This is a genomic window from Actinomadura coerulea (genome assembly GCF_014208105.1).
Lineage (GTDB): Bacteria > Actinomycetota > Actinomycetes > Streptosporangiales > Streptosporangiaceae > Spirillospora > Spirillospora coerulea.
On the sequence record NZ_JACHMQ010000001.1, the window covers coordinates 3,036,617 to 3,060,842 of the forward strand.

The following is a 24,226-nucleotide window of genomic DNA, read 5'->3' on the forward strand; positions in this document are numbered from 1 at the left end:
CCGTCCGCCGCGCTAGCCCCGGACCCGGCCGGCCCCGGCGGCCGCCGCCGGCGTCGCGCCCGCCGAGACCTCCAGCACGCCCGTCTCGGTGACCAGGGCGGTCACCAGGCGGGCGGGCGTGACGTCGAACGCGGGGTTGTACGCGCCCACCCCGTCCGGGGCGGTCCGCGCGCCGCCCCAGGCCAGGACCTCCCCGGCGTCGCGCTCCTCGATCGGCACGCCCGCGCCGTCGGGGAGCGCGAGGTCGACCGTGCTCCACGGCGCGGCGACCACCAGCGGGATCCCGGCCTCCCGGCAGGCCAGCGCCACGCCGACCGAGCCGATCTTGTTGGCGGTGTCGCCGTTGGCGGCGATCCGGTCGGCGCCGATGACCGCGACGTCCACCAGCCCGCGCAGGACGGTGCTCGGCGCGGCGCCGTCCGCCTGCACCACGCAGGGGATGCCCGCCTGGTCGAGCTCCCACGCGGTGAGCCGCGCGCCCTGCAGGAGGGGGCGGGTCTCGTCGGCGTAGACGATCTCGACGCGCCCCCGGCCGTGCAGTTCCCGGACGACGCCGAGGGCCGTCCCCCAGCCGGCGGTAGCGAGCGCGCCGGCGTTGCAGTGCGTCAGGACGCGCAGGGGCCGGTCCCCCGTCCGGGCGAGGATCCAGTCGGCGCCGAAGGCCCCGATGGCCCGGTTGCCGCGCACGTCCTCGTCCAGCAGGGCCTGGGCCTCGGCCGCCACCGCGTCGGCGCCCTTCGCGACGAACGGCAGGACCCGGTCCACCCCGGCGGCGAGGTTCACCGCCGTGGGGCGGGCCTCCCGGACGCGGGCGATCGCGGCGTCGCGCCCGGCGGCGTCCCAGCCCTCGCGCTCGGCCTGGCGCACCGCGACGGCGACGCCGAAGGCGCCCGCCACGCCCAGCGCGGGGGCGCCCCGCACCACCAGCCGCCGGATCGCGTCCACGAGCGCGTCGACGTCGCGGACCGCGAGGAACTCCACCCGGTGGGGCAGGACGGTCTGATCCAGCAGGCGCAGGGCGTCGCCCGTCCATTCGATGGTCGGCACATCGGTCGTCATATCTACATCATGCCCAAAAATGCCGTGAAGCCCGGCCCTATCGGGCTTTCGGACCTGTCCGCCTCCCCCACGTGACCTGCGACAACTTGACACGGGTCGAACTCGTGTTCGAGATTTGTGCGGGAGACTGCGAGAGGAGGACGAGCGTGCCGGAGGCGGCCCTGCGCGATCTCGCGGCGGCGCTGGAGGACACCGGGCCGGCGGCGCTCACGGGCGCCGGAACCGGGACCGTGCCGGTGCTGCCCGCGCTGCGGACCGTGGTCCCCGGCGGCGGGCTGCGCCCCGGCTCGGTCGTCGGGCTGGACGGTCCCGGCGCCGCCTCCCTCTGCCTCGCCCTCGCCGCGGGCGTGTCCCGGCACGGCGGCGAGGACGGCGCCGGCGGCTGGTGCGCCGTCGTCGGCCTGCCCGGCTTCGGCGTGGCCGCCGCGGCGGGCATGGGCGCCGCGCCCGAGCGGCTGCTGCTCGTCGACGAGCCCGGCGACCGCTGGCCGGACGTGGTCGCCGCCCTGGCCGAGGCCGTCGAGCTGATCCTGCTGAGCCCGCCGGAGCGTCCCGGCGCCGCGGCGGTCCGGCGGCTGTCGGCGCTGGCCCGCAAGCACGGCTGCGTCCTCGCGCTGACCGGCGCGTTCGCCCGTGACTGGCCGGGCACCCGGCTCCGGCTCCGCGTGGAGGACCCGGTCTGGGAGGGGCTCGCCGAGGGGCACGGCCGGCTCACCGGCCGCCGCGTCCGGGTCGTCGCCGAGGGGCGCGACGCCCCCGGCCCCGGCCGCCGCGCGGACCTCTGGCTCCCCGCGCCCGACGGCACCGTCCGGCCGGTGGAGACCGCGCGGCCGCCGCTGGAGCTGGTGCCCGGCGCCGTGGCGGCGGGCGCGCCCGTCCACCCCCGGCCATCCGGTCCCCCGCCGCTCGTGCGGGTGCCGGCGGAGGAGGGGATCGCGTGACCAGGGTCCTGGCGGCGTGGTGCCCTGACTGGCCCGTCACCGCGGTCGGGATCGACGCGGCGGCCCCGGGCGCCGTGGTGGTGCGGGGGCAGGTGGCGGCCTGCTCGGCGGCGGCCCGCGCCGAGGGGGTGCGGCGCGGGCAGCGGATCCGCGACGCCCAGCGGCGGTGCCCCGAGCTGGTGGTGCGCGAGCGCGACACCGACGCCGAGGGACGCCGCTTCGAGGCGGTCGCGCAGGCGGTCGCGGAGCTGACGCCGCGCGTGGAGGTGGTGCGGCCGGGGCTGTGCGCGATCCCGGCGCACGGCCCCGCCCGGTTCTACGGGGGCGAGGAGGCGCTGCGCGTCCTGGTCCAGGACACGGTCGTCGAGGCCGGCCACGACTGCGGGTCGGGCGTCGCGGACGGGCTGTTCGCGGCCGAGCTGGCGGCGCGCGCCGGGCAGGGCGGCATCGTGGTGCCGGAGGGCGGCGCGGCGGCGTTCCTCGCGCCGTACCCGCTGTCGGTGCTCGACCGGCCGGAGCTGGCCGACCTGCTGCGCCGGCTCGGCGTCCGGACCCTCGGCGACTTCGCGGCGCTGCCGTCCGGGCACGTCGCCGGCCGCTTCGGCACCGACGGGGCGCTCGCGCACCGGCTGGCGCGGGGCGAGGAGCCGCGCCCGCTCGCGCCGGTCCGCGCCGCCGCCGACCTGTCGGTGCGCGGCGGCTTCGACCCGCCCGCCGAGCAGGCGGAACGGGTCGTGTTCGCGGCGAAGCGGCTGGCGGGCGAGCTGCACGAGGGCCTCGCCGCGGGCGGGCTGGCGTGCGTCCGGCTGGAGGTCGCGGTCGGGTTCGCCGACGGGCACGTCCTGCGGCGCCTGTGGCGGCACGACGGGCTGTCGGCGCTGGCCGTCGCCGAGCGGGTGCGGTGGCAGCTGTCGGCCCACCGTCCGGCCGGGGGCGGCGAGGACGGCTGGGGCGGCGTGACGTGGGTGGAGCTGGCGCCCGACCAGCTCGTCCCCGATCTCGGACGGCAGGAGGGGCTCTGGGGGCGCACCACCGTCACCGACCGCATCGCGCGGGCCGCCGACCGGATCCAGGCGCTCCTCGGCCACCACGGGATCGCGCGGCCGGTGCTGGTCGGCGGGCGCGGGCCGGGCGAGCGCGTCGTCCGCGTCCCGGTCGGCGACCTGGCCCCCGCCGAACCGCGGGAGGGGCCGTGGCCCGGAAGCGTGTCCGGGCCCGCGCCGGCGGTCGTCCCCGCGGCCCCGGCGCCCGCCGAGCTGGCCGACGCGTCCGGCGCGGCGGTCGTGGTGTCGGCGCGGTGCGAGGTGTCGGCGCCGCCCGCGACGCTCCGCGTGGGCGGCCGTCCCGCCACCGTGACCGGCTGGACGGGCCCGTGGCCCGCCGACGAGCGCTGGTGGGACCCGGCCGCCGCGCGCCGCCGCGCCCGGTTCCAGGTCACCACCGACGACGGCGCCGCCTACCTGCTCGCCGTCGAGGGCGGGCGCTGGCACGTCGAGGCTGTCTATGACTGAGCGGCCTTCTGCGACCGAGCTACCGTCCGTGACCGAAGGGCTCTCCGGCTGATGGGGTGGCACAATCCGCCGATCCCGTGGCGGGAGTTCGAGGAGCGGCTGTCGTGGCGGCCCGGCGGGCGGGCGCCCGAGCCGCCGCCGGAGCCGGCCGGCGTCCCCCGCCGCGCCGAGGCGCGGGTGCCGTGGGCGGAGCTGCACGTCCACTCCTCGTTCAGCTTCCTGGACGGGGCGAGCGACCCCGCCTCGCTGGTCGCCGAGGCGGCGCGGCTCGGCGTGGAGGCGATGGCCGTCACCGACCACGACGGCATGTACGGGGCGGTGCAGTTCGCGCGGGCCGCGGGCGAGGCCGGGATCGGCACGGTGTTCGGCGCGGAGCTCGGCCTCGGCCTGCCCGGGCCGCGGACCGGCGAGCCCGACCCGGCCGGCCGGCACCTGCTGGTCCTCGCCCGGGGCGCACCGGGGTACGCGCGGCTCTGCTCGGCGATCACGTCCGCGCAGCTCGCGGGAGGGCGCAAGGGCAGGCCCGTCTACGACGCGGACGCGCTGGCCGGCGCGCACGGCGGCCACTGGGCCGTCCTCACCGGCTGCCGGAAGGGCCCGGTCCCGGCGGCGCTGGAGGCGGGCGGCCCCGACGCGGCGGAGCGGGAGCTGCGCGAGCTGGTCGGCGCCTACGGCCGCGACAATGTGTTCGTCGAGCTCATCGACCACGACCAGCCCGACGACGACCTGCGCAACGACGCCCTGTTCGCGCTGGCGCGCCGGGTCCGGGTCGATGCGGTGGCCTCCAACAACGTGCACTTCGCGGCGCCCGGCGCCGACGCGCGGCTCGCGCAGGCCATGGCCGCCGTCCGGGCCCGGCGCGGCCTGGACGACATGGTCGGCTGGCTTCCGGCGGCCGGCACCGCCCACGTCCGCAGCGGCGCGGAGATGGCGCGGCGGCTCGCGCGGTTCCCCGGCGTCCGCGAGCGGACGGTCGCGCTGGCGGAGGAGTGCCGGTTCGACTTCGACGTGGTCGCGCCCCGGCTGCCCGACTGGCCCGTCCCGGACGGGCACGACGAGGCGAGCTGGCTGCGGCACCTGGCGAAGGAGGGCGCGCTGAAGCGGTACGGGCCGCCCGAACGGGAGCGCGTCACCGGCGCCCACGAGCAGATCGCCCGGGAGCTGGACGTCATCGAGCAGCTCCGCTTCCCCGGCTACTTCCTGATCGTGCACGACATCGTGGAGTTCTGCCGGAGCAAGGGGATCCTGTGCCAGGGGCGGGGCTCGGCGGCCAACTCGGCGGTCTGCTACGCGCTCGGCATCACCGGGGTCGACGCCGTCCGGCACGGCCTGCTGTTCGAGCGGTTCCTGTCGCCCGGACGTGACGGCCCGCCCGACATCGACCTGGACATCGAGCACCGGCGCCGCGAGGAGGCCATCCAGTACGTCTACGAGAAGTACGGGCGGGAGTGCACGGCGCAGGTCGCGAACGTCATCAGCTACCGCCCGCGCATGGCCGTCCGCGACGCGGCGCGCGCGCTCGGCTTCTCCCCCGGCCAGCAGGACGCGTGGTCGAAGAGCATCGACCCGCGCGACCCCGTCGGGACGGAGGCCGGGATCCCGGCGCCGGTGAAGGAGCTGGCGGACCGGATGCTGGCGCTGCCCCGCCACCTCGGCATCCACTCCGGCGGCATGGTCATCGCCGACCGGCCCGTCGGGGAGATCTGCCCGATCGAGTGGGCGACGATGCCGGGCCGCACCGTCCTGCAGTGGGACAAGGACGACTGCGCGGCGGCCGGGCTCGTCAAGTTCGACCTGCTCGGCCTCGGGATGCTCGCGGCGCTGCACGACTGCTTCGACCTGGTGGCCGAGCACCACGGGGTCCGGCACGACCTCCAGTCGATCCCCCCGGACGACCCGGAGGTCTACGACATGCTGTGCGACGCCGACACGGTCGGGGTGTTCCAGGTCGAGTCGCGGGCGCAGATGGCGACGCTGCCCCGCCTGAAGCCCCGCGAGTTCTACGACCTGGTGGTGGAGGTGGCGCTGATCAGGCCGGGGCCGATCCAGGGCGGATCCGTGCACCCCTACCTGCGGCGGCGCAAGGGCCTGGAACCCGCCGACTGCCCGCACCCGCTGATGGAGCCGGCCCTGTCCCGGACGCTCGGCGTCCCGCTGTTCCAGGAGCAGATGATGCAGCTCGCCGTCGACTGCGCGGGCTTCACCCCGGCCGAGGCCGACCAGCTCCGGCAGGCGATGGGCGCCAAGCGCGCCCCCGAGCGCGTCGAGCGGCTGAGGCGGCGGCTGCTCGACGGGATGGCCGAGCGCGGCATCCCGGAGCCCGTCGCGGAGAGCGTGTACGAGAAGATCCTCGGCTTCACCGGGTTCGGGTTCCCCGAGTCGCACGCGCAGAGCTTCGCGCATCTGGTGTACGCGAGCGCCTGGCTGAAGCGCCATCACCCCGCCGCGTTCACCGCGGCCCTGGTGCGCAACCAGCCGATGGGGTTCTACAGCCCGCAGAGCCTCCTCACCGACGCCCGGCGGCACGGTGTCGTGGTCCGGGGCGTGGACATCAACGCCAGCGGCGTCCATCCCACCCTGGAAGAGCCCGTCGAGGTCGACTCCGGCCATCCCCACGCGCCCGCCGCGCCGCAGCCCGCGATACGCCTGGGCCTGTCGGGCATCCGCAACCTCGGCGACGACACCGCCGAGGCCGTCGCGGCCGGACGCCCCTACACGGGCATGGAGGACCTCGCCCGCCGCGTGCCGCTGTCGGCCGGCGCCCTGGAGGCGCTCGCCACCGCGGGGGCGTTCGACCGGTTCGGCCTGTCGCGGCGCGAGGCCCTCTGGGCGGCGGGCGCGCTGGCGGGTTCCGGCCCGGGGCGGATCGAGGGCGTCACGCCGGGCGCGTCCGCGCCCGCCCTCCCGGCCATGACGCCGATCGAGGAGACCCTCGCCGACCTGTGGGCGACCGGCGTCTCCCACACCCATCCCGTCGCGCACGTCCGGGAGGCGCTGGACGAGCTGGGCGCGCTGCCGTCCGCGCGGCTCCCGGAGACGCCGGGGGAGACCAACGTCGTCGTCGCCGGGCTCGTCACCCACCGGCAGCGCCCGCCGACGGCCGGCGGCATCGTGTTCATGACCCTGGAGGACGAGACCGGCATCATCAACGTGGTGTGCCCGCCGCAGGTGTTCCAGCGGTACCGCGGCCTGGCCGTCGACTCCCAGGCGCTGCTGGTCAGCGGCCGTCTGGAGCGGGTGGACGGGGTCACGAACGTGCGGGCGACCCGGCTGCGCCGCCTGCCGGTCCCCGGCCGCGTCCAGGCCCGGAACTTCCACTGAGACGAGATCGGGCGGCCCGCGCTAGAACCTCACCGCGTCCTCTGTCATCGTATGGAGGCGTTGGGGCCGCGTGCCGCCGTGGAGGCGGTCGCCAAGACGTGGCTCCGTGGGGGCGGAAGGTGAGACTCCATGGACGCGACCTCCCTGGGTGAGCTGCGCCCGGACGACCCCTCCCGGATCGGCCGGTACCGGATCGAGGCCAAGATCGGCGAGGGCGGGATGGGCGCCGTCTACCTCGGCCGCGACACCGGCGGGCGGGCCGTGGCGGTGAAGGTGGTGCGGGCCGAGCTGGCGGGCGACAGGACGTTCCTCGCGCGCTTCCACGACGAGGCCGCCAACGCCCAGCGCGTCGCGTCGTTCTGCACGGCGCAGGTCCTGGAGCACGGCGAGGACCTCGGCATGGCCTACATGGTGACCGAGTACATCGACGGGCCGTCGCTGCTCCAGCACGTCAGCGCGAACGGGGCCCTGTCGCCGGGGATGCTGCACGGCGTCGCGGTCGGCGTGGCCGCCGCGCTCGTCGCCATCCACAGCGCGGGCCTGGTGCACCGCGACCTGAAGCCGAGCAACGTGCTGCTGTCCATCTCCGGGCCGCGCGTGATCGACTTCGGGATCGCCCGCGCGCTGGACATGGCCTCCTCCCACACCCGTACCGGGCAGGTCGTCGGCACGCCCGGCTGGATCGCGCCCGAGCAGATCACGACGCAGCAGGTCTCCCCTGCCGTGGACGTGTTCGCCTGGGGGTGCCTGGTGGCGTTCGCCGCCAGCGGGCGCAACCCGTTCGGGCAGGGCTCGTTCCAGATCATGGCGGCCCGCGCCGTGCACGCCGACCCGGAGATCGGAGACCTGCCGCCGTCGCTGGCGGGGCTCGTCCAGGCGTCGCTGCGCAAGGACCCCGCGCAGCGGCCGAGCGCCCGTGACCTGCTCCTGGCCCTGGTCGGCGGGGCCGGCGAGGCCGCCGTGACGACCGAGCTGGGCGAGATGTGGGCGGCCCCGCCCGCGGGCGCCCCGGAGGTGACGCGGGCCGCCGACCCGTCCGCCACGTCCCAGGACGTTCCGGCGCCGGTCCCGCGGCCGCTGCCGCTCCCCCAGCCGGAGCCGCGGACCGAGCCCGTGTACGAGCGCCGTACCGACCCGCCCACCGCGCGGGAGTACCCGCCGCCTCCCGCCCCGGGGCGGTCGCGGCGCGGCGTGTTCGCCGCGTCGGGCGCGGCGGTGCTGCTCGTCGCGGGGGTCGTGGCGGGCGCCGTCTACCTCGCCGGGCGGAAGTCCGACGGCGCGCGGAACACGGCGGCGCGTGCGGCGGCGTTCCCGACCGCGCCGATGCTCGTCCGGATCGACACCGCGCCCGGGTGGCCGACGTCGTGCAACGCCGACATCGGCGTCTACCGGCCCGGCGACGCGTCCGCGAAGACGCTGGTGGGCGGGCCGAGTTGCGACATCCTCCCCGAGCGGTCGCCGGACGGCAGGCGCCTCGCGTTCACCAGGATGGACCAGAGGAGCGGCGAGGCGTGGGTGGCGAACGCCGACGGGTCCGGCGCCCGGAAGGTGACGGGCATCGTGCGCGGCACCCGCGTGACGTGGTCGCCCGACGGCTCCCGCCTGGCCTACGTGGGCGAGAAGGGCGGGGTCCGGCAGATCTTCACCGTCGCCGTGGACGGCGGCCCGGCCACCCAGCTGACCACCGACGACTCGCTCAAGGACGACCCGATGTGGTCGTCCAAGGGCAAGCTCGTGTTCTGGAGCAAGCGCGACGCCGACGTGGAGCAGATCTACACCATGGACGCGGACCGGCCGGGCGGCGCCTGGACGCGGCTCAGCAGGGACGGCGTGCGCGCGGTCGACCCGGAATGGTCCCCCGACGGCTCCAAGGTCGCCTACGTCCGGGGGCCGGCCACCGGGAGCGACATCTGGATCATGAACGCCGACGGGTCCGGGGCGCACGCGCTGACGTCCGGGCCCGCGCGCGACATGGACCCGGCGTGGTCGGGCGACGGCCGCTGGCTCGCCTACGTGCGCGGCGAGGTCACCGACCCGGTGATCAGCGCCGTCCGCGCGGACGGGACCGGCGACCGCGCCGTCACGCCCGAGGGCCGGGTGCTCGGCCACCCGGACTGGTCGTGAGGACCGCTCCCCGCGCTCAGCCGGTGATCATGTCGAGGCGGCGCAGGATGACGCCCTCGCGCAGCGCCCACGGGCAGATCTCCAGCTCCGGCAGCTCGAACAGGTCCATCGCCGCGTCGGCGACGATCGCGCCCGCCAGCAGCTGCGGGGCGCGCCGCTCGGACACCCCGGGCAGCTCGGCGCGCTCGGCCGCGGGCATCGCGGCGAGCTTGTCGGTCCACTCGGTGAGGGCCGTGCCCGCGAGGACGCGCCGCTGGTAGGGGCCGTCGGCCGTCGGGGCGGCGCCGCCGATCCGGGCGAGCTGCTTGAACGTCTTGGACGTGGCGACGGCGTGGTCGGCCGCCCCGTACCGGGCGACGTCCCCGACCCGCCGCGCGATCTCCGCGCGGACGTGCCGGCGCACGTTGCGGACCTCCTCGGCGGGCGGCGGGTCGGCGGTGAACCAGTCGCGGGTGAGGCGCCCGGCGCCGAGCGGCAGGGAGAACGCCGCGTCCGGCTCCTCGTCGATGCCGGAGGCGACTTCCAGCGAGCCGCCGCCGATGTCCACCACCAGCAGCCGCCCCGAGGACCAGCCGAACCAGCGCCGGACGGCGAGGAACGTCAGCCGCGCCTCCTCCTCGCCGGACAGCGCCCGGATGTCGATCCGCTTGTCCTCGCGGATGCGCGCCAGGACGTCCTCGCCGTTGGAGGCGTCGCGGACGGCGGAGGTGGCGAACGCGACCAGGTCCTCCACGCCCTTGTCCTCGGCGACCTGGAGCGCCTCGTCGACGAAGTCGCGCAGCAGCGTCTCGCCCTCCTCGGAGAGCCGCTCGCCGTCCTCCAGATGATCGGCGAGCCTCAGGTCCGCCTTGTGGGAGTACGCGGGGAGGGGCCGCGCGCCCTCGTGGGCGTCCACCACCAGGAGATGGACCGTGTTCGAACCCACGTCCAGCACACCGAGTCGCATGGAACCGACGCTATCGGACCAAATCGGACCGATCCATGGCACGGGCAGGCCGCGGCGGGGGCTAGGGTCGGCGGCATGGAGGCGGCTCAGGAGCGGCGGTGGCGTGTACCGCCAGGTCATGTGGTGGTCAAGTGCGCCGCCGCGGCGGCCGTCACGGCGCTGCTCGTGCTGTACTCCCACGACCCCCAGTTCCGGTTCCTGGCGGGCGCGGCGGCGATCGGCCTGAACGTCCTCGCGCTGCGCGACCTGATCGCCCCGGTCCGGCTCGCCGCCGACCGCGACGGCCTCACCGTCGTGACCGGCTACGCCAGGCGCCACCGCCTGCGCTGGGACGAGGTGGTCTCCATCCGGGTGGACGAGCGGCGCCGGCTGCTGCTGCACACGCGGATCCTGGAGATCGAGACCGCCGGCGACCTGTACCTGCTCAGCGCGTTCGACCTGGGCTCGGACGTCCACGACGCCGCCGACGAGCTGTACCGGCTGCGCGCCCGCACCGGCCCGTGACCTACGGGGCGGGCAGTTCCTCCGGCGTGGGGAACGAACTCTGCGCGCCGGGGCGGCGGACGGCGGCGGCGCCGGCCCGGGTGGCGTAGCGTGCCGCGTCCCGCAGGGAGTCGCCGCGCGCGAGCCGCAGGCACAGCGCGGCGGTGAAGGCGTCTCCGGCGCCCGTCGTGTCGACCGCCTCCGACCGCGGGGACGGGACGGCGGCCGTGCCCCGGCCGTCGGCGACGACGACGCCGCCGGCGCCGGCCGTGACCGCGACCGAGCGGGGCCCGGCCCCGGCGAGCGCCGCCGCCATCCGGGCGGGGTCGCCGCTCCCGCCGAGCAGGAAGGAGGCCTCGTGCTCGTTGACGACGAGGGGGTCGCAGAGGGCGAGCAGCCCGTCCGGGACGGGCGCGGGCGGCGAGAGGTTCAGCACGACCCGGCGGCCCGCCCGGGCGGCGGCGCCGGCGGCGGCCTCGACCGCGGGCAGCGGCACCTCCATCTGCAGCGACACGACCGGGGCGCTCTCGATCAGCGCGCGGGCCGCCTCGACGTCGGCGGGGCCGAGCCTGGCGTTGGCGCCGGGCGAGACGATGATGCTGTTGTCGCCGTCCGGCCCGACCGTGATCAGCGCGACGCCGGTCGGGACGCCCGGCGTGGCCGCCAGGTGCGCGAGGTCCACGCCGCCCGCCGCCAGGGCGTCGCGCAGCAGGGCGCCGTGCCCGTCGTCACCGACCCGGCCGACGATCGCGGCCCGGCCGCCGAGCCGCGCGGCCGCGACCGCCTGGTTGGCGCCCTTGCCGCCCGGATGCGTGGCCAGGTCGGAGCCGAACACGGTCTCGCCCGGCGCGGGCCGCCGCTCCACGCCCACCACCAGGTCGGCGTTGAGCGACCCCACCACGGCGACGTCACACCTGCGCTGTCCCACCTGTAACCGACTACACGGGCGGGAGCCCGCGCGCAACCGTCACCCCGAGCGCAGTTCCGCCAGGTCGACGACCTCGGCGAGATCCTCGACCGACGGGTAGTAGCCGCGGCCGACGGGCGCCCCGTCCCGCGTCACCAGCAGCGCCGTGGCCCCCCGTACGCCGGCGAAGTCCGCCCACACCCGGTGCGCGCCGGTCAGCCGCACCGCCGTCACCCGTAACCCGCCGGGCCCCGTCCAGGTCCCCCGATCCTCCCCCATGCACGGAACGTTACGCTCCCGCACTCACAGTCACGATCTTGGGGCGGCTCCGGCCCGGGGTGCCGCGCCGGTGTTCGCCGATCCTGCCGCACCTGGCGTCGGCGTCGGGGAGCTGCGCCCGTCCCGGGCCGGCTAGTCGGACTCGAAGGTCGCCGGGTCGGGGCCGAAGCGCAGGCCCTTGTCCATCTCGCCGAGGGTCTTCATGTCGTCCGGCGTCAGCTCGAAGCCGAAGACGTCGATGTTCTCGGCGATCCGGGACGGCGTCGCCGACTTCGGGATGACCACGTTCCCGATCTTCAGGTGCCAGCCCAGCGCGATCTGGGCGGGGGTGCGGCCGTGGGCCTGGGCGATGCGGTCGAGCGCGGGGTCGTCCAGGAGCCCGTGCCCCTGCCCGAGCGGCGCCCACGCCTCGGTGCGGATGCCGTGGTCGCGGTGGAAGGCGCGCATCCCGTCCTGCTGGAAGTACGGGTGCAGCTCGATCTGGTTGACGGCGGGGACGACGTCGGCCTCGTCGATGACGCGCCGCAGCGTCTCCACGGTGAAGTTGGACACGCCGATCGACCGGACCCGCCCGTCGTGCTTCAGCCGCTCCAGCGCCCGCCAGGTCTCCAGGTACCTGTCGCGGCCCGGCATCGGCCAGTGGATCAGGTAGAGGTCCAGGTACTCCAGGCCGAGGCGGCGCAGGCTCGCCTCGTAGGCGCGCATGGTGTCGTCGTAGCCCTGGTCGCTGTTCCAGACCTTGCTGGTGACGAACAGCTCATCGCGCGGCAGTTCCGACGCGCGCAGGGCGCGCCCCACGCCTTCCTCGTTGCCGTAGGCGCTGGCGGTGTCGATGCTGCGGTAACCGTTCCGCAGGGCGATCGTCACGGCGCTCTCCGCCTCGTCGTTCCCCACCTGGAAGACCCCGAAGCCGAGCTGCGGCATCGCGGTCCCGTCGATGAGATCCACGTTCGGTACGGTCACGGTGTCCCTCCCTCCTCGACTGTGGTGCCGTGCGCTCTCCTGCCCGGAGACGTGCCGTCAAACATGACCGGGCCCGCCGCGAACCCGGCCCGCGCCCGGCGGGTACCGTCCGCTCGGCGCGGCGGCCGCCCGGGCCGGGTTCGCGGCGGACGTTCATCCGGCCGTCACGACGCCCCCTGGAACGTCCAGTCGCCGGAGCCGACCTCGAAGACGGCGCGGCCGTCCTGGACGCCGATCCACCTGGCCTCCTCCGGCGCCTTCGGCCGCGCGGACCCCCCGAGGAGCGGGTACTCCACGCGGGCCCGCGTGCCCGGCGGGACGGTGACCTCCAGCCGGAGCCGCTTGCCGGCGCGGCGCCACGAGGACGCGGCGCGCCCGCGCGGCGTCTCGTAGGTCGCTGCCGCGTAGGTGACGTCACCGACGACCGCCGGCCGGACGCGGAGGGTCGCGAACCCGATCGAGTCGTCGGTCTGGCCGAGGCCCGCGAGGCCGGCGTGGAACCACTCGTCGATCGCGCCGAGCATGAAGTGGTTCTGCGAGGCGCCCGAGGTGGGGCCGTCCCAGTTCTCGGTCAGCGAGGTCGCGCCGTGCACGACCTGGTAGCCGTAGCTGGGGTTGCCGGTCTGCGTGGCGACCGCGTGGATGACGTCGTCGCGCCCGGCGGCGGACAGCACGTGGAACACCGACGGCAGCGCGATCTCGCCGACCGTCAGGTGGTAGCCCTTGGCCTCGATGCTCTTCACGAGGTGGGCGAGGACGGCGTCCCTCCTGTCCGCCGGCACGGCGCCCATGTCGAGGGCGAGGGCGTCGCACGCCTGGCTGCCGGACCCGTAGGTGTCGCCGGTGGCGTACCTCGCGTCGAACGCCGAGCCGATCTCGCCCGCGAGGGCCTTGTACCGCGCGGCGTCGGCGCCCTTCCCGACGACCTCGGCGATCCGCGCGAGGGCGGTGACGGCGCGGTGGTAGCCGAAGGTCGCGGTCACCCCCTTCGGGGTGCTGTCGTCGAAGGTGATCCAGTCGCCCAGGCCGTAGTCGAGCAGGTGCCCCTTCGCCTTCGCGGACAGGTAGTCCACGTAGCGCACCATGTTCGGGTAGTAGGTGCGCAGCGTCGCCTCGTCGCCGTACGCGCGGTACATCTGCCAGGGCGCGAACACGATGACGTTGCCCCAGTTGGGGTCGTCCCTGAACCCGCCGGAGAACACGGTGAACTCGGGTGCGATGTCGGGGACGAGCCCGTCCTCGGTCTGGGCCTCGGCGATGTCGCGGACGAGCTCGCCGTAGTAGGCGGTGACGTCGTAGTTGCGCGCGACGGCGGGGAACACGAGGTTGGCCTGCTCCAGCCAGCCGAGCTTCTCGCGGTGCGGGCAGTCGGTGAGGACGGAGTACATGTTGCTCTGCACGGCCCGGTCGATGATCTTGTGGATGTCGTTCAGGAGGCCGTGCGAGCTGGTGAACGAGCCCGCCTTGGCGTTGCCCGCGCGCAGGACGATCCCGGTGACCGTGCCGTCGTCCGGGTCGCCGGGCAGCCCTTCGAGCTGCACGTAGCGGAAGCCGTGGTAGCAGAACCGGGGGTGCCACGTCTCGGTGCCGTCGCCGGAGAGGGTGTAGGTGTCCCAGATGGGCGAGCCGGTGGTGTGCTGGCTGACGGTCCCGTCGGCGTTGAGGAGCTCGCCGGGGCGCATCGTCACCTTCGTCCCGGCCGGGCCGCTGACGCGCAGCAGCGGCCAGCCCGCGAAGTTGACGCCGAGGTCGACGACGTGGACGCCGTCCTTCGGGTTCGTGATCTTCTTGGTGCGCAGGGTCTCGACGGGGACGATCGGCGGCGCCATGCGGGCCGCGAGCCGGGCCGTGGGCGCGGCGACGCGCACCGCGGCCGTCCACTCCCGCCGGGTGCGGCGCGCGTCGTGGTCCTCGCCGCCGTACCAGTTGGTGAACGTGGTGGCGCCGAGGGCCGTGCGCCAGGACGCGTCGGACGCCACGACCTCGCGCGACCCGTCCGTGTAGGTGATCTCCAGCTGGCCGATGAACGCGGGCTTGCCGTCCGAGCGGGTGAGCTTCTCGTAGCGGCCGGGCGTCGGAGGCACGTGGGCCATGCCGGTGCCCAGCTCCACCTCGACGGTGTTGCCGCCGCGGTGGAGCAGCCTGGTCACGTCGTAGGTGGCGTAGACGATCCGCTCCTTGTACTTGCTGTAGGGCGGTTCGAGGACGGCGTCGCTGACGGGGCGCCCGTTCACGGTGACGTCCAGGACGCCGAGGGCGGTGGCGTAGAGCCGGGCCGTGCGCACGCGCTTGCCGATGGCGAACTCGCGCCTGAAGACGGGCAGGGCCTCGGGCTGGCGGCGCAGCGGCGGCGGCGCCTCCTGGCCCTTGACCGTGGCGGCCGTGTCGAACGCCGCGCCGTCGCCGGAGGTCTGGACGGTGAAGTCCTCCGGGAAGTTGGGGGTCCTGCCGTCGTCGGTCGTCTCGTCGGTGCGCGGGTAGAGCAGGATCCGGTCGAACGTCTGCTCCCCGCCGAGGTCGATCTGCACCCAGATGGGCGCGGTGAGGTCCTGGTCCCTGCGCTCCAGGCTCGTGTAGCCGAAGGGCGCGGAGTCGCTGGTGAGGTTGCCGTCGGTGACCGCCTTGGGCTCCCACTGGCCTCCGACGGTGTAGCTCTCCGACGCGGTGACCGGCGCCTTCGCCGCCAGGTTCGGGCCGGACGCCCCGTTCTGCACCTGGACCTCGGCGAGCTGGAGCCGCGACACCTTGTAGGGCCAGCCCTCCTTGATCGGCAGCCCGAGCCGGGTCACGTTCACCCGCACGTACCGGGCGGTGCGGGGGGCGAACGCGACCGTGGCGGGCGCGGGCGCGGGGTCGGCCGACCACACCGGGTTCCCGATCCACCCGGCCGTCCAGTCGGCGGGAGCGAGCAGACCCATCTCGAAGTGGGACGGGTCGCTCCACGCGGACGCGCGGCCCTGCCCGTCCCACACGCGGACCTGCCACGAGGCCCGCTGCCGGGACTTCAGCGCGCGTCCCGCGTACACGGCCGAGACGGCGCCTCCGGCGACCTTGCCGGAGTCCCACAGGTCGGGGCGGGCGAGGCGGGCGTCCGTGCTCGCCACCCGCACCTGGTAGGCGGTCTGGACGGCGTCGCGCGGCCCGGCGGCGAACCGCCAGCCGAGCGTCGGCGCCGTGTCGTCGATGCCGAGCGGGGACGGCAGGTGGTCGACCCGCAGGCCGGCGGGGCGCAACTCCCGGGGCGGGGCGGCCGCGGGCGACGCGAGGGCGGGCGCGGCGACCGCGCCGCTCGCCGTGACCGCGGCGGCGGCGGCGACCCCGCCGGCCTGGACGAACCTTCTCCGCGACAACTCGTTCATGCTGGGCTCCTCAGGGGTGGTGGAGCGGAAAGGACGGTCATGCGCGGTCGCTCCGCAGCCGGTGCGAGCCGCGCAGGCCCTCGACGTACACGTACTCGCCGTCGCTGTGGACGCGCAGTCTCAGGCCGGCCGCGGCCCGCGCGCGGGTGCCGTCCCAGACGAGGCGTCCGTCGACGCGGACCTCGATCCGGGCGCCGAACGTCGGAACGCCGGCGCGGCCGACGGTGGTGCCCGGCGCCTTCAGGTGCGCGGTGTAGGTCCCGCCGTCGACCTTCCAGGACGCGTCGACCGCGCCCGCCGGCGTGGTGATCCGGCCCTGCGCGAACGTGAGGTCGGCCGGGTGCGGGACGAAGTCGAACGACCGCCCGCCCGTACCGGTGGGGTTCAGGCCGAGCACGGAGAACGTGAGGGCCGGTGTCGGGCCCGTCGCCCAGGCGTGCGCGAGGCTGACGTAGGAACTGCAGAAGACGCACCCGTCCTGCGGGTTGCGGAACGACTCCCAGAAGGTGCTGCCGGTCCCCTCCGGGTGGTCGAGCATGTAGCCCCATTGGCGCCGGATGATGTCCACGCCGGCCTGGTCGGCGGCCTGGCCGCCGGCGGCGAAGTGGGCGTTCACCTCCATGGAGCCGGAGAAGACGCCGGGGTTGCCCTTGTTCTCGGGTGCGGTCGAGGTGACCTCGTTCCAGTTGCCCTTGAGGGACTCGCTGATGCGGCGCGCCTGCCGCCGGTCGGCGAGGCCGTACCAGACGGCGAGGGAGTTGTCCGCCTGCGGGTGGATCGTCGAGTTCGGATAGAACTTGTACGCGCCGGCGGCCTCGTCCCAGAAGTTCGCGTTGATGGCGGTGCGGAGCGCGGCGGCCCGCTCGGCGTAGGACGCGGTCAGGGAGTCGTCGCCCTGCGCCTTGGCGAGCCGCGAGCCGGTGTCGAGGACGCGCCACATCAGCACGTTCGCGATGAGGTTCTCGCCCTTGGCCAGGATCCGGACGGAGTCGGACGTCCCGGTGATGGACACCAGGCCCTTGTCGTCCATCTTCCGGGTGATGAAGTCGACGCCCTTCCGGTACCGGTCCCAGACGCCCGACACCCAGGCCGTGTCGCCGGTGTAGCGGTAGTAGTCCCAACTCGCGGCGAGGGTCCACAGGTGGTAGGTGTCCGAGCCGTACTTGTTCAGCTCGGGCCCGGCGTAGGGCAGCTCGCCGGTGTCGCGCTGGTGCTGGTACACGGTGGTGAGCGCGTTGCGGGCGGACTCGGTGTCGTTGAACGCCGCGTAGGCGCTCGGGATCTCGATGCCGAGGTCGCCGGGCCAGACCGTCCGGTCGCGCTTGGCGCCGTCCACGAGGATGGTGTCGCCGACGCCGATGTCGCCGGTGCTGTTCCACAGTGCCGCCGGGGGCTCCCAGACCCGCCCGGTCTTCGGGGAGATCGTGTTGAGCTGGACGGTGTAGGCGCCCGCGTACCAGATGCGGTTGAGCAGGTCGTCGCTCGAATAGAAGTAGTTGGCGTACCTGGACGGGTCCTCCATCGTCGGCGCGGGGGTGAAGTGCAGCGACACCTTGTCCAGGTCGACCCGGCCGCCGGACTCCAGGACAATCGTCAGGTAGCGGAAGCCGCCGCGGAGCAGTTCGGCGGGCGTGGTGTAGGACGTGGCGCCGTCGACGTCGACGGACAGGGCCCCGTCGCGGCTGCGGGGGCCTCCGGTCGAGGCGTCGCTCGTCGTGTCCACGTAGGTGGACGACTCGGAGAACGCGACACCGACCTTCTGCGGGCCGTCCGACCCCGCGAAGCGCAGCGTGGTGAGTCCGCTGACCTCCTTGCCGAAGTCGAGCGTGACGGACGATCCGGCCCCGGCCAGGCCGGTCGCGCGGCCCTTCAGGACGGCGCCCGGGTCCGCGACCGTGCCGGTGGATCTGAAGACCGACACCGGGTGCAGCGTCCGCGACGACGGGGAGAGGTTGTAACGCTGCCACGGGGCCGCGTCGCGGCCCGGCTCGGCCCACGCGGTGCCGAGCGGGGCCGCCTGGGCGGCGGTCAGGGCGGACAGTCCGAGAGCGACGGCGGCTACGCCGCGGCGGCGCCTGGATACGCTGGTGCGCATGGGTTCCTCGCGATTCCGGTCTTAACGGGACATGGGATGAGCGGGGTCCACCGTGCGGGAGGGCGGGCCAACGCCCTCCCGCACGTTCGGGGTCAGCGGGTGGAGACCACCGCCTCGCCGTAGGGGACGAGCCGGACGGGGCCGATCAGCCCGTACCTCTGGCGGGACGCGCCGCCGTACACGCCCGGGTCGCAGACGCGGAGCCGGTTGTTCAGCGTCGTGGCGACCTCGACCTCGATCGTGTTGGCGCCGCGCCGCAGCCAGGGGCCGATGTCCACGACCGGGACGATCACGCTGACCGGGAGCCGGTGCCCGTTGACGGTCACGCGGCAGGTGTCGAAGACCTCGCCGAGCTCCAGCACCGCGCCGCCGCCCGTCCAGTCCACGGTGGCGGTGTAGGTGCCGACGCCGGAGACGTCCGCGAGTTCGGGGATGTCCGGCCACGGCTTGAGCCCGTCGAGCTCCAGGTCGTGCCGCTTCACGCCGTCCGGCGTCATGTCCTCCACCCGGAGCCGCCAGGAGCTGAGGGTCCGGACCTCGGGCACGGCGCCGATCTCGGTCCGCACGGTGCGGCCGCCGGGCAGCGTGGTGGAGTAGGTGCCCGCGGCCCGCGCGCGGGCGATCAGGCGCTGCCCCTCGACGCGGAGCTCGGCCTGCGAGGCGGTGGCGGACGGGGCCTCCCCGCCCCGCGCCAGGATGATCACGGTGGCCTCGGAGGGCTGGAGCGCCACCCGCAGCGTGACCGTGTCGCCGTCCTCGCGGTAGACGGCGATCCGCTCGGTCTCGCCCGTCCACAGGTTCAGCCGGTACGGGACGGCCTCGCGGTCGGACCGGGTGAAGGTGACCTCGTGGTCGATCGCCGCGACCGGCGGCTTGACGGTCTCGGCGTGCTTGCCGTTGCACAGGTAGAAGTAGTCGGCGCGGCCGTCGCGCCGGTGGGCGGTGAGGAGCGTGGACGCCTCCGCGTAGGCGACCGCCGGGCGCAGGCCGAGGTCGGCCAGCGCCCCGGGCACGTCGGCCTCGGCGGCGACGACGCGCACGCGCGGCTGCGCGAACAGCTGCGTGAGGACGGCGCGCAGCCGCTCGTTCTCGCCGTCGCGGGCCAGGCCCGGGACGGTCGCGGCAGACCAGTCGCCGAGGAACAGCAGAGGCAGGCCCGCCTTCGTCAGCCTCAGCATGGTGCGGGCGGTGCCGAGCGGCAGCGTGCACTCGTTGCCGCCGAACCGGTCGCCCTCGACGAACACGACCTTGTAGGCGGGGCCGCCGGGGGCGAGCCGCCCACCGGACACGGTCGCGGACGGGAGGTCGAGCAGCGGCGCGCTGATGAGCTGGTGCGTCCAGCCCAGCGGGACACCGCTCTTGGTGAACCACCCGGCGCCGATACCGGTCTTGGTGTAGCCCTTCTGGCGGAACACGGCCACGTCGACGCGGCTCCTGCCGGCCTGCATGGCCAGGTGGACGCGCGCCAGGTAGCCGGCCACGTCGGGGACGTGCCGCCAGGTGGGCTGGCGCGGTCCCCACGACTCGGAGAACCCGACGCCGCCGTTGTAGGGGGTGAAGGCCGCGAATCCCGGCCACGCCGCCCCCGGAGCGGTGGCGTAGGAGAAGCCGTGCAGGACGGTCTGGTTGAGCCCGGCCGCGTAGGCGCCGCCCATGGTGCGCAGGAGCTTGCCCCAGGTGGTGTTGTAGGCGCCGCCCTGGTAGGCGCCCGCCTCGCAGGAGAGGATCTTCCTGCCGCCCATGTCGCGGCCTCCGGCGAGGGCGCGGTAGTCGTCCAGGTTCTTGAACCCGAGCGACTCGCCCTCCGGGACGTCCAGGATCGCGGCGGTGTGGATGGCGTCGGTCTCCAGCCCGTACGGCTGCGCGCGGTACTCCAGCCCGATCGAGTGCGCCCACTTCGCGATCGCCGCGAAGTGGAACTCGTTGAACAGGTCGGACACCGTCTGCCAGAAGTCGTGGCGGACGTGGGCGGTGGTCGCCGCGTCGTAGGCGAACTTGGTGTTCTCCTTGAGACGGACGATCACCGGGAGGTACGGCATGAGGTCGTAGCCGCGGCGGCGCCTGAACTCCGCGGGAAGGTCGGGCGTCCAGTTGAGCGCCGCCGTCTCCAGTTCGATCGAGTCCTCGAACAGCGTCCCGCCCGCCCGCTTGACCAGCCTGCGGATGTCGCGGGTGAGCAGGCGCGCCTCCCAGAACGCGGTGACGGCGCGGGTCCCGGCGCGGCTGAAATGGTCGACGACAAAGCTGTCGGGCGACGAGTGCGGGCCGGACTCCGGCCGCTGCCCGCTGCCGCGCCGCCAGTAGGCGAACAGCAGCCAGTCGCCGCCCTCCGGGGCCGTCCAGGTGATCCGCTCCCCCGCCGCCTCGGCGGTCAGGTCGGTGAACGACGCGGGATCGAGGCCGGTCTCCTTGCGGGTGCTGTTCGCGGCGGCGGTCCGGACGGCGTGGACGGCGACGAGGTGCCGCTTCGTCACGCCGCCCTCGGGCGCGGTGACGGGCTCGGGGACCGGGCCGTCATGGGTGGCGCCGCCGGCGACGGCCACCGTCCCGTACGCCAGTTCCTGGACGGCGGCCTCGTCGTCCGGTGTGATCGTCGGGACGGCGGCGGGCCAGGCCGGGCCGATCGTCAGGTCGACGGTCACGCCGCGCCGGGCCGCCTGGTCGAGCGCGGCCTCCACGCCGGCGTTCCAGGCCGGGGTGCCCCAGCCGTGGCCCGCCGGGTCCAGGACGGACTTGTCGCGGATGCTGTGGTGCACCGCGACGATCTCCGCGCCGCCGAACCCGGCGTCCGCGATCTGGTCGACCTCGCGCCGGATCTCCGCCGGGTCGACCAGGCCGTCCGGCCACCACCAGCGGAACCGCGGCCGCGCCGCCGCGCCGGGGCGGGCGAACCCGCCCGCCGCCGGCCCCGCGGGGAGGCCGGGCGCGGCCTGGGCGGCCGCCTCGCCCCCGAGGACCGGGCCCGCGCCCGCCGCGACGGCGGCGGCGGTGCCGATCTGGAGCACGCGCCTGCGGGTGAACCCCTGCCCCGTGCGTTCGTCGTTCACTGTCTTCTCCTGATCACTGTGATGCGGCCGGAGCCGACCGGGCCGATGGTGAGGAGCCGGCCGGTGGCGTCCTGGCTCGTGGCGCGGGGGGCGCGGGCATGGGGGCCGGTGACGCCGTAGGCGCGCGGGTCGTCGTCGCCGAGCTCGACGACCACGCGGGCCGACACGCCGGGCGGCACGTCCACGTCCAGGCGGTACCGCTCGCCGCGGTCGAGCGCGACGGAGACCGGGCCGCGGATCGTCGGGACCCGACCGGAGACCCGGGTCAGACCGCCGGGGCGCGGCCGGACCTCGACCTCCGCGGCCCCCGGCGCGGTGATCCGCACACCGAGGACATGGCGCGGGATGACGTTCGCGGGCGCCGAGCCCCAGGCGTGCGAGAACGTCATGTTGGGCTTGAGGGAGGGGTCCCAGGCCTCGGCCACGATGGTCGCGCCCAGGTCGTCCAGCATGTGCAGCCAGGAGCTCATGCCGGTGGCCGTCATCAGCCCCATCGCGGCGTCGGCCCGGCCGGTGGCGAACAGGGCGTCCAGCAGGAACTGCGCGCCGTAGACGCTGACCTTCATGCCGCCGTCCGCGAGGGTGTCGCCCAACGCGCGGACGACGGAGTCGGGCACCGTGCCCGGCCCGGCCACACCGAGCGCGACCGGGTAGACGGTGGCGTGCTGCGCGCTGTGGGTGGTGCCCGCCCCGTCGATGAACCGCCCGTTGGACGCGTCGAGCAGCTTCTCCCGCATCGCCGTGGCCAGCGTGTCGGCACGCCCGCGCCAGGTCTTCGCGTCGGCCGTCCTGCCCAGGGCGTTCGCGATGTCGGCCATGGCGGTGAACGCGGCGTACTGGCACGCGTTGACGACCGTGTTCACGTCGGTGAACACGTAGCCGTCCCGATTGGACGTGGGCCAGTCGACCAGGTCCTGGGTGGGCGAGGCGGGCTTCTTGTGGACGAGCCCGTCGTCGCCGAGGTGCGCCGTCAGGTGCTTGGACGCGAGGATGTCGTAGTCCGCGGCGAGCTGCTCCGGGTCACCGGTGTGCAGGTAGTCCTGCCAGGCCGACATGACGCTCATCAGCCGGTACTCGGTCGGCCAGGTGGGGTTGCGGGCCAGGTAGGCGTCGGACGCGCGGGCCAGCGCGAACGAGCGCTGCACCGCGTACTCGGACGCCTGGTTGATGAGCGCGTCGCCCTCGTAGGGGCCGCGTTCGCGTGTCGGCGTGTCGGTGTAGAGGTCCCCGCGCGTCGCCTCGATCGAGTAGCGGCACAGCTCGTACACGCGGTCCAGGTCGGGGCTGGAGCTGGAGAACGACGCGTCGGAGTCGCGCCAGGCGGCACGCCAGGCGCGTCCGGTGACGGCCTGCGACAGGTCGAGGTCGTCGTCGCAGACGAGCTGCGCGTAGCGGAACCCTCGGTAGCCCCAGTGCTCGATGGTCTGCTCGCCGTCGCGGAGGGTCCAGACCTCCCGGTAGGTGACGCCGGCGCGCAGCGCGTGCCTGACGGTCCCGTCGGCGTTCAGCTCCTCGCCGAGCCGGACCTCGACGGTCTGCCCCGCCTCGCCCCGCACGGAGAGGCGCAGACCGCCCGCGATCTCCCGTCCGAGATCCACGAGCCAGATGCCCGGCGCCGTCTTCCGCACGGACGCGGGGGCGGCGTCGTACAGCCCGACCGGTTCGACGAGCGCGGGCTCCAGCCCGCCGATGGCCGCTTTCACCACCGCCGGTTCCCAGCCGGAGTCGTCGAAGCCGGGTCTCGTCCAGCCCGCCGGCTCCTGCCGCATGTCCCAGTACTCCTGGGGGCCGGTGTAGAAGCCGGAGCCGATCGTCCCGGCGTCGCGCAGCAGCCCCGCCTGGCGGCGCGCCTTCCACGCCGGGCCGCTCCTGACGGTGGTGGACGTTCCGTCGGCGTAGGTGACGACGAGTTCGGCGAGGAAGCGCTTGTCCTCGGGGGTGAACGCCAGGGCGGCGAGCGCGTTGCGCCGGCCCGGCTCCAGCGCCCTGGTCACGTCGAAGGAGTGGTACTTCGGCGCCCCCGCCCCACCCCGCATGGAGGCGAAGCCGGCCACCTCGCCGTTCACCCAGATCTTCGCCGGGTACTGGCGGATGGACGCCGGAGACTGGGCGGCGACGTGGAGCACGGCCGCCGCGATCGGCTTGCCCTTCGGGACGAACTCGGTGCGCAGCAGCGCCCAGGAGTCGTCGGGCGACCCGGCGGAGGACAGCGTCGACTGGCCCTTGCCGAGGGTCAGGGCCCCGCCGGCGACCGTGCCGGCGCCGAAGGTGCCGCGGCCGTCGGTGAAGTCCTCGTCGATGACCGCCTTGCCGTCCGGGCCTGTGAAGGTGATGCGGTCCCACACGTTGGCCTCGGTGGAGCCGTTGCGCATTCCGACCGTGCCGGTCCGGTACGTGGCGTCGGTGGCGGTGTCGACCTCGGCCCCGTCGATGGACGTCCGGAAGGTGGAGCCCGTCATCTCGACCGCCACGTCGTACCAGCGGCCCGTCTCGACGGGGAACGGCAGCCGCTTCTCCTCCAGCACCTGGTAGGCGCCGTTCACGCAGACGTGCTTCTTCAGGACGCCCGGAGAGCCGGCGCGCAGCTGCCACAGGTAGTTGGCGCTCGTCCCGGACGCCCGGAACCAGATGCTCGCCGCGACCGCGGTGATCTGCAGCCGGACCGTGAGGACGCCGTCGCCGGGCGCCGGCGCGGCCGACGTCCAGATCGGCTCGGCGGACCACTCGCCGACGCCCGTGGCCAGCAGCGCGGGCTCGGACCAGCGGGACGCCCTGGGTCCGTCGAACGTCCGGACCCGCCACCAGTACGGCGTCCGCGGCGACAGCGCCGGGCCGCCGTACGGCACGGCGACGGACGCCTCCGACGCGGTCTTCCCGCTGTCCCACGCGTACGGGCCGCGCTCCAGGCGGGCCGGCGTGGTGGCGAACTGCACCCGGTAGTGCGTCTGCTTCGTCCCCGGGCCGAGGTCGGCGACCTGCCAGCTCAGCCTCGGCCGGGCCGCCGTGACGCCGAGCCCGTCCGGCAGCAGGGAGGTCAGCAGCCCGGACGGGGTCCGGGCCGCCGGGGCGGCCGGGGACGCCGACGCGGCGCCCCCGGCGGAGCCGAGGACGACCGCGCCCGCCGCCCCGGCCACCGACGCGCCGAGGAAGTGCCGCCTGCTCATCCCGCTTCTTGGTCGTTCGGTCATCGC

The 24,226-nt window shown here is 75.1% G+C and carries 14 protein-coding genes; 5 read left to right on the forward strand and 9 right to left on the reverse strand.

Features of this window, described 5'->3' with window-relative positions; translation table 11 throughout:
* Positions 1–12 precede the first annotated feature (12 nt).
* Positions 13–1,059, reverse strand: coding sequence for an S-methyl-5-thioribose-1-phosphate isomerase (gene mtnA, locus BKA00_RS14085; protein WP_185025320.1), 1,047 nt, complete (start codon positions 1,057–1,059; stop codon positions 13–15).
* A 146-nt stretch (positions 1,060–1,205) separates the two neighbouring features.
* Between mtnA and BKA00_RS14090 the strand changes: the two genes are divergently transcribed.
* The 4 genes from BKA00_RS14090 to BKA00_RS14105 all read left to right on the forward strand — a co-directional run bounded on the left by BKA00_RS14090 (position 1,206) and on the right by BKA00_RS14105 (position 8,956).
* Entirely contained in the window at positions 1,206–2,000 is a 795-nt protein-coding gene (locus tag BKA00_RS14090) for a hypothetical protein (protein WP_230299080.1), read from the forward strand.
* Positions 1,997–3,511 carry a DNA polymerase Y family protein gene (locus tag BKA00_RS14095; protein WP_185025321.1) on the forward strand — a complete coding sequence of 505 codons (1,515 nt, stop codon included), beginning with the start codon at positions 1,997–1,999 and terminating at the stop codon, positions 3,509–3,511. The genes BKA00_RS14090 and BKA00_RS14095 overlap by 4 nt, the downstream gene beginning before the upstream one ends.
* Positions 3,512–3,562: 51 nt before the next feature.
* Positions 3,563–6,832: an error-prone DNA polymerase gene (locus BKA00_RS14100; protein WP_185025322.1), complete on the forward strand. Its 3,270-nt coding sequence runs from the start codon at positions 3,563–3,565 to the stop codon at positions 6,830–6,832.
* A gap of 129 nt (positions 6,833–6,961) precedes the next feature.
* On the forward strand, positions 6,962–8,956 hold the full coding sequence (locus BKA00_RS14105; protein WP_185025323.1) for a protein kinase domain-containing protein: 1,995 nt from the start codon (positions 6,962–6,964) through the stop codon (positions 8,954–8,956).
* A gap of 16 nt (positions 8,957–8,972) precedes the next feature.
* Here BKA00_RS14105 and BKA00_RS14110 read toward each other — a convergent pair whose 3' ends face one another.
* Positions 8,973–9,902, reverse strand: coding sequence for a Ppx/GppA family phosphatase (locus BKA00_RS14110; protein WP_185025324.1), 930 nt, complete (start codon positions 9,900–9,902; stop codon positions 8,973–8,975).
* Between the two features lie 75 nt (positions 9,903–9,977).
* Between BKA00_RS14110 and BKA00_RS14115 the strand changes: the two genes are divergently transcribed.
* Positions 9,978–10,406 carry a PH domain-containing protein gene (locus BKA00_RS14115; protein ID WP_185025325.1) on the forward strand — a complete coding sequence of 143 codons (429 nt, stop codon included), beginning with the start codon at positions 9,978–9,980 and terminating at the stop codon, positions 10,404–10,406.
* Between the two features lies 1 nt (position 10,407).
* Here the strand turns inward: BKA00_RS14115 and BKA00_RS14120 are convergent, their stop codons facing one another.
* From BKA00_RS14120 to BKA00_RS14150, 7 genes are all read right to left on the reverse strand, one after another.
* On the reverse strand, positions 10,408–11,313 hold the full coding sequence (locus BKA00_RS14120; protein ID WP_185025326.1) for a PfkB family carbohydrate kinase: 906 nt from the start codon (positions 11,311–11,313) through the stop codon (positions 10,408–10,410).
* A 39-nt stretch (positions 11,314–11,352) separates the two neighbouring features.
* Positions 11,353–11,571, reverse strand: a complete 219-nt coding sequence (locus BKA00_RS14125; RefSeq protein ID WP_185025327.1) for a hypothetical protein — start codon at positions 11,569–11,571, stop codon at positions 11,353–11,355.
* Positions 11,572–11,703: 132 nt separating this feature from the next.
* Positions 11,704–12,495, reverse strand: a complete 792-nt coding sequence (locus BKA00_RS14130; RefSeq protein WP_185034195.1) for an aldo/keto reductase — start codon at positions 12,493–12,495, stop codon at positions 11,704–11,706.
* A 203-nt stretch (positions 12,496–12,698) separates the two neighbouring features.
* Complete coding sequence (locus BKA00_RS14135) at positions 12,699–15,893, reverse strand: family 78 glycoside hydrolase catalytic domain (protein WP_185025328.1); 3,195 nt, start codon at positions 15,891–15,893, stop codon at positions 12,699–12,701.
* Positions 15,894–15,930: 37 nt separating this feature from the next.
* The gene (locus tag BKA00_RS14140; RefSeq protein ID WP_185025329.1) at positions 15,931–17,988 is read right to left on the reverse strand and encodes an alpha-L-rhamnosidase-related protein; all 2,058 of its coding nucleotides are present in this window, start codon (positions 17,986–17,988) and stop codon (positions 15,931–15,933) included.
* 92 nt (positions 17,989–18,080) lie between these two features.
* Positions 18,081–21,035, reverse strand: coding sequence for a glycosyl hydrolase (locus BKA00_RS14145; protein WP_185025330.1), 2,955 nt, complete (start codon positions 21,033–21,035; stop codon positions 18,081–18,083).
* Entirely contained in the window at positions 21,032–24,199 is a 3,168-nt protein-coding gene (locus BKA00_RS14150; RefSeq protein ID WP_185025331.1) for a family 78 glycoside hydrolase catalytic domain, read from the reverse strand. The genes BKA00_RS14145 and BKA00_RS14150 overlap by 4 nt, the downstream gene beginning before the upstream one ends.
* Positions 24,200–24,226: the final 27 nt, after the last annotated feature.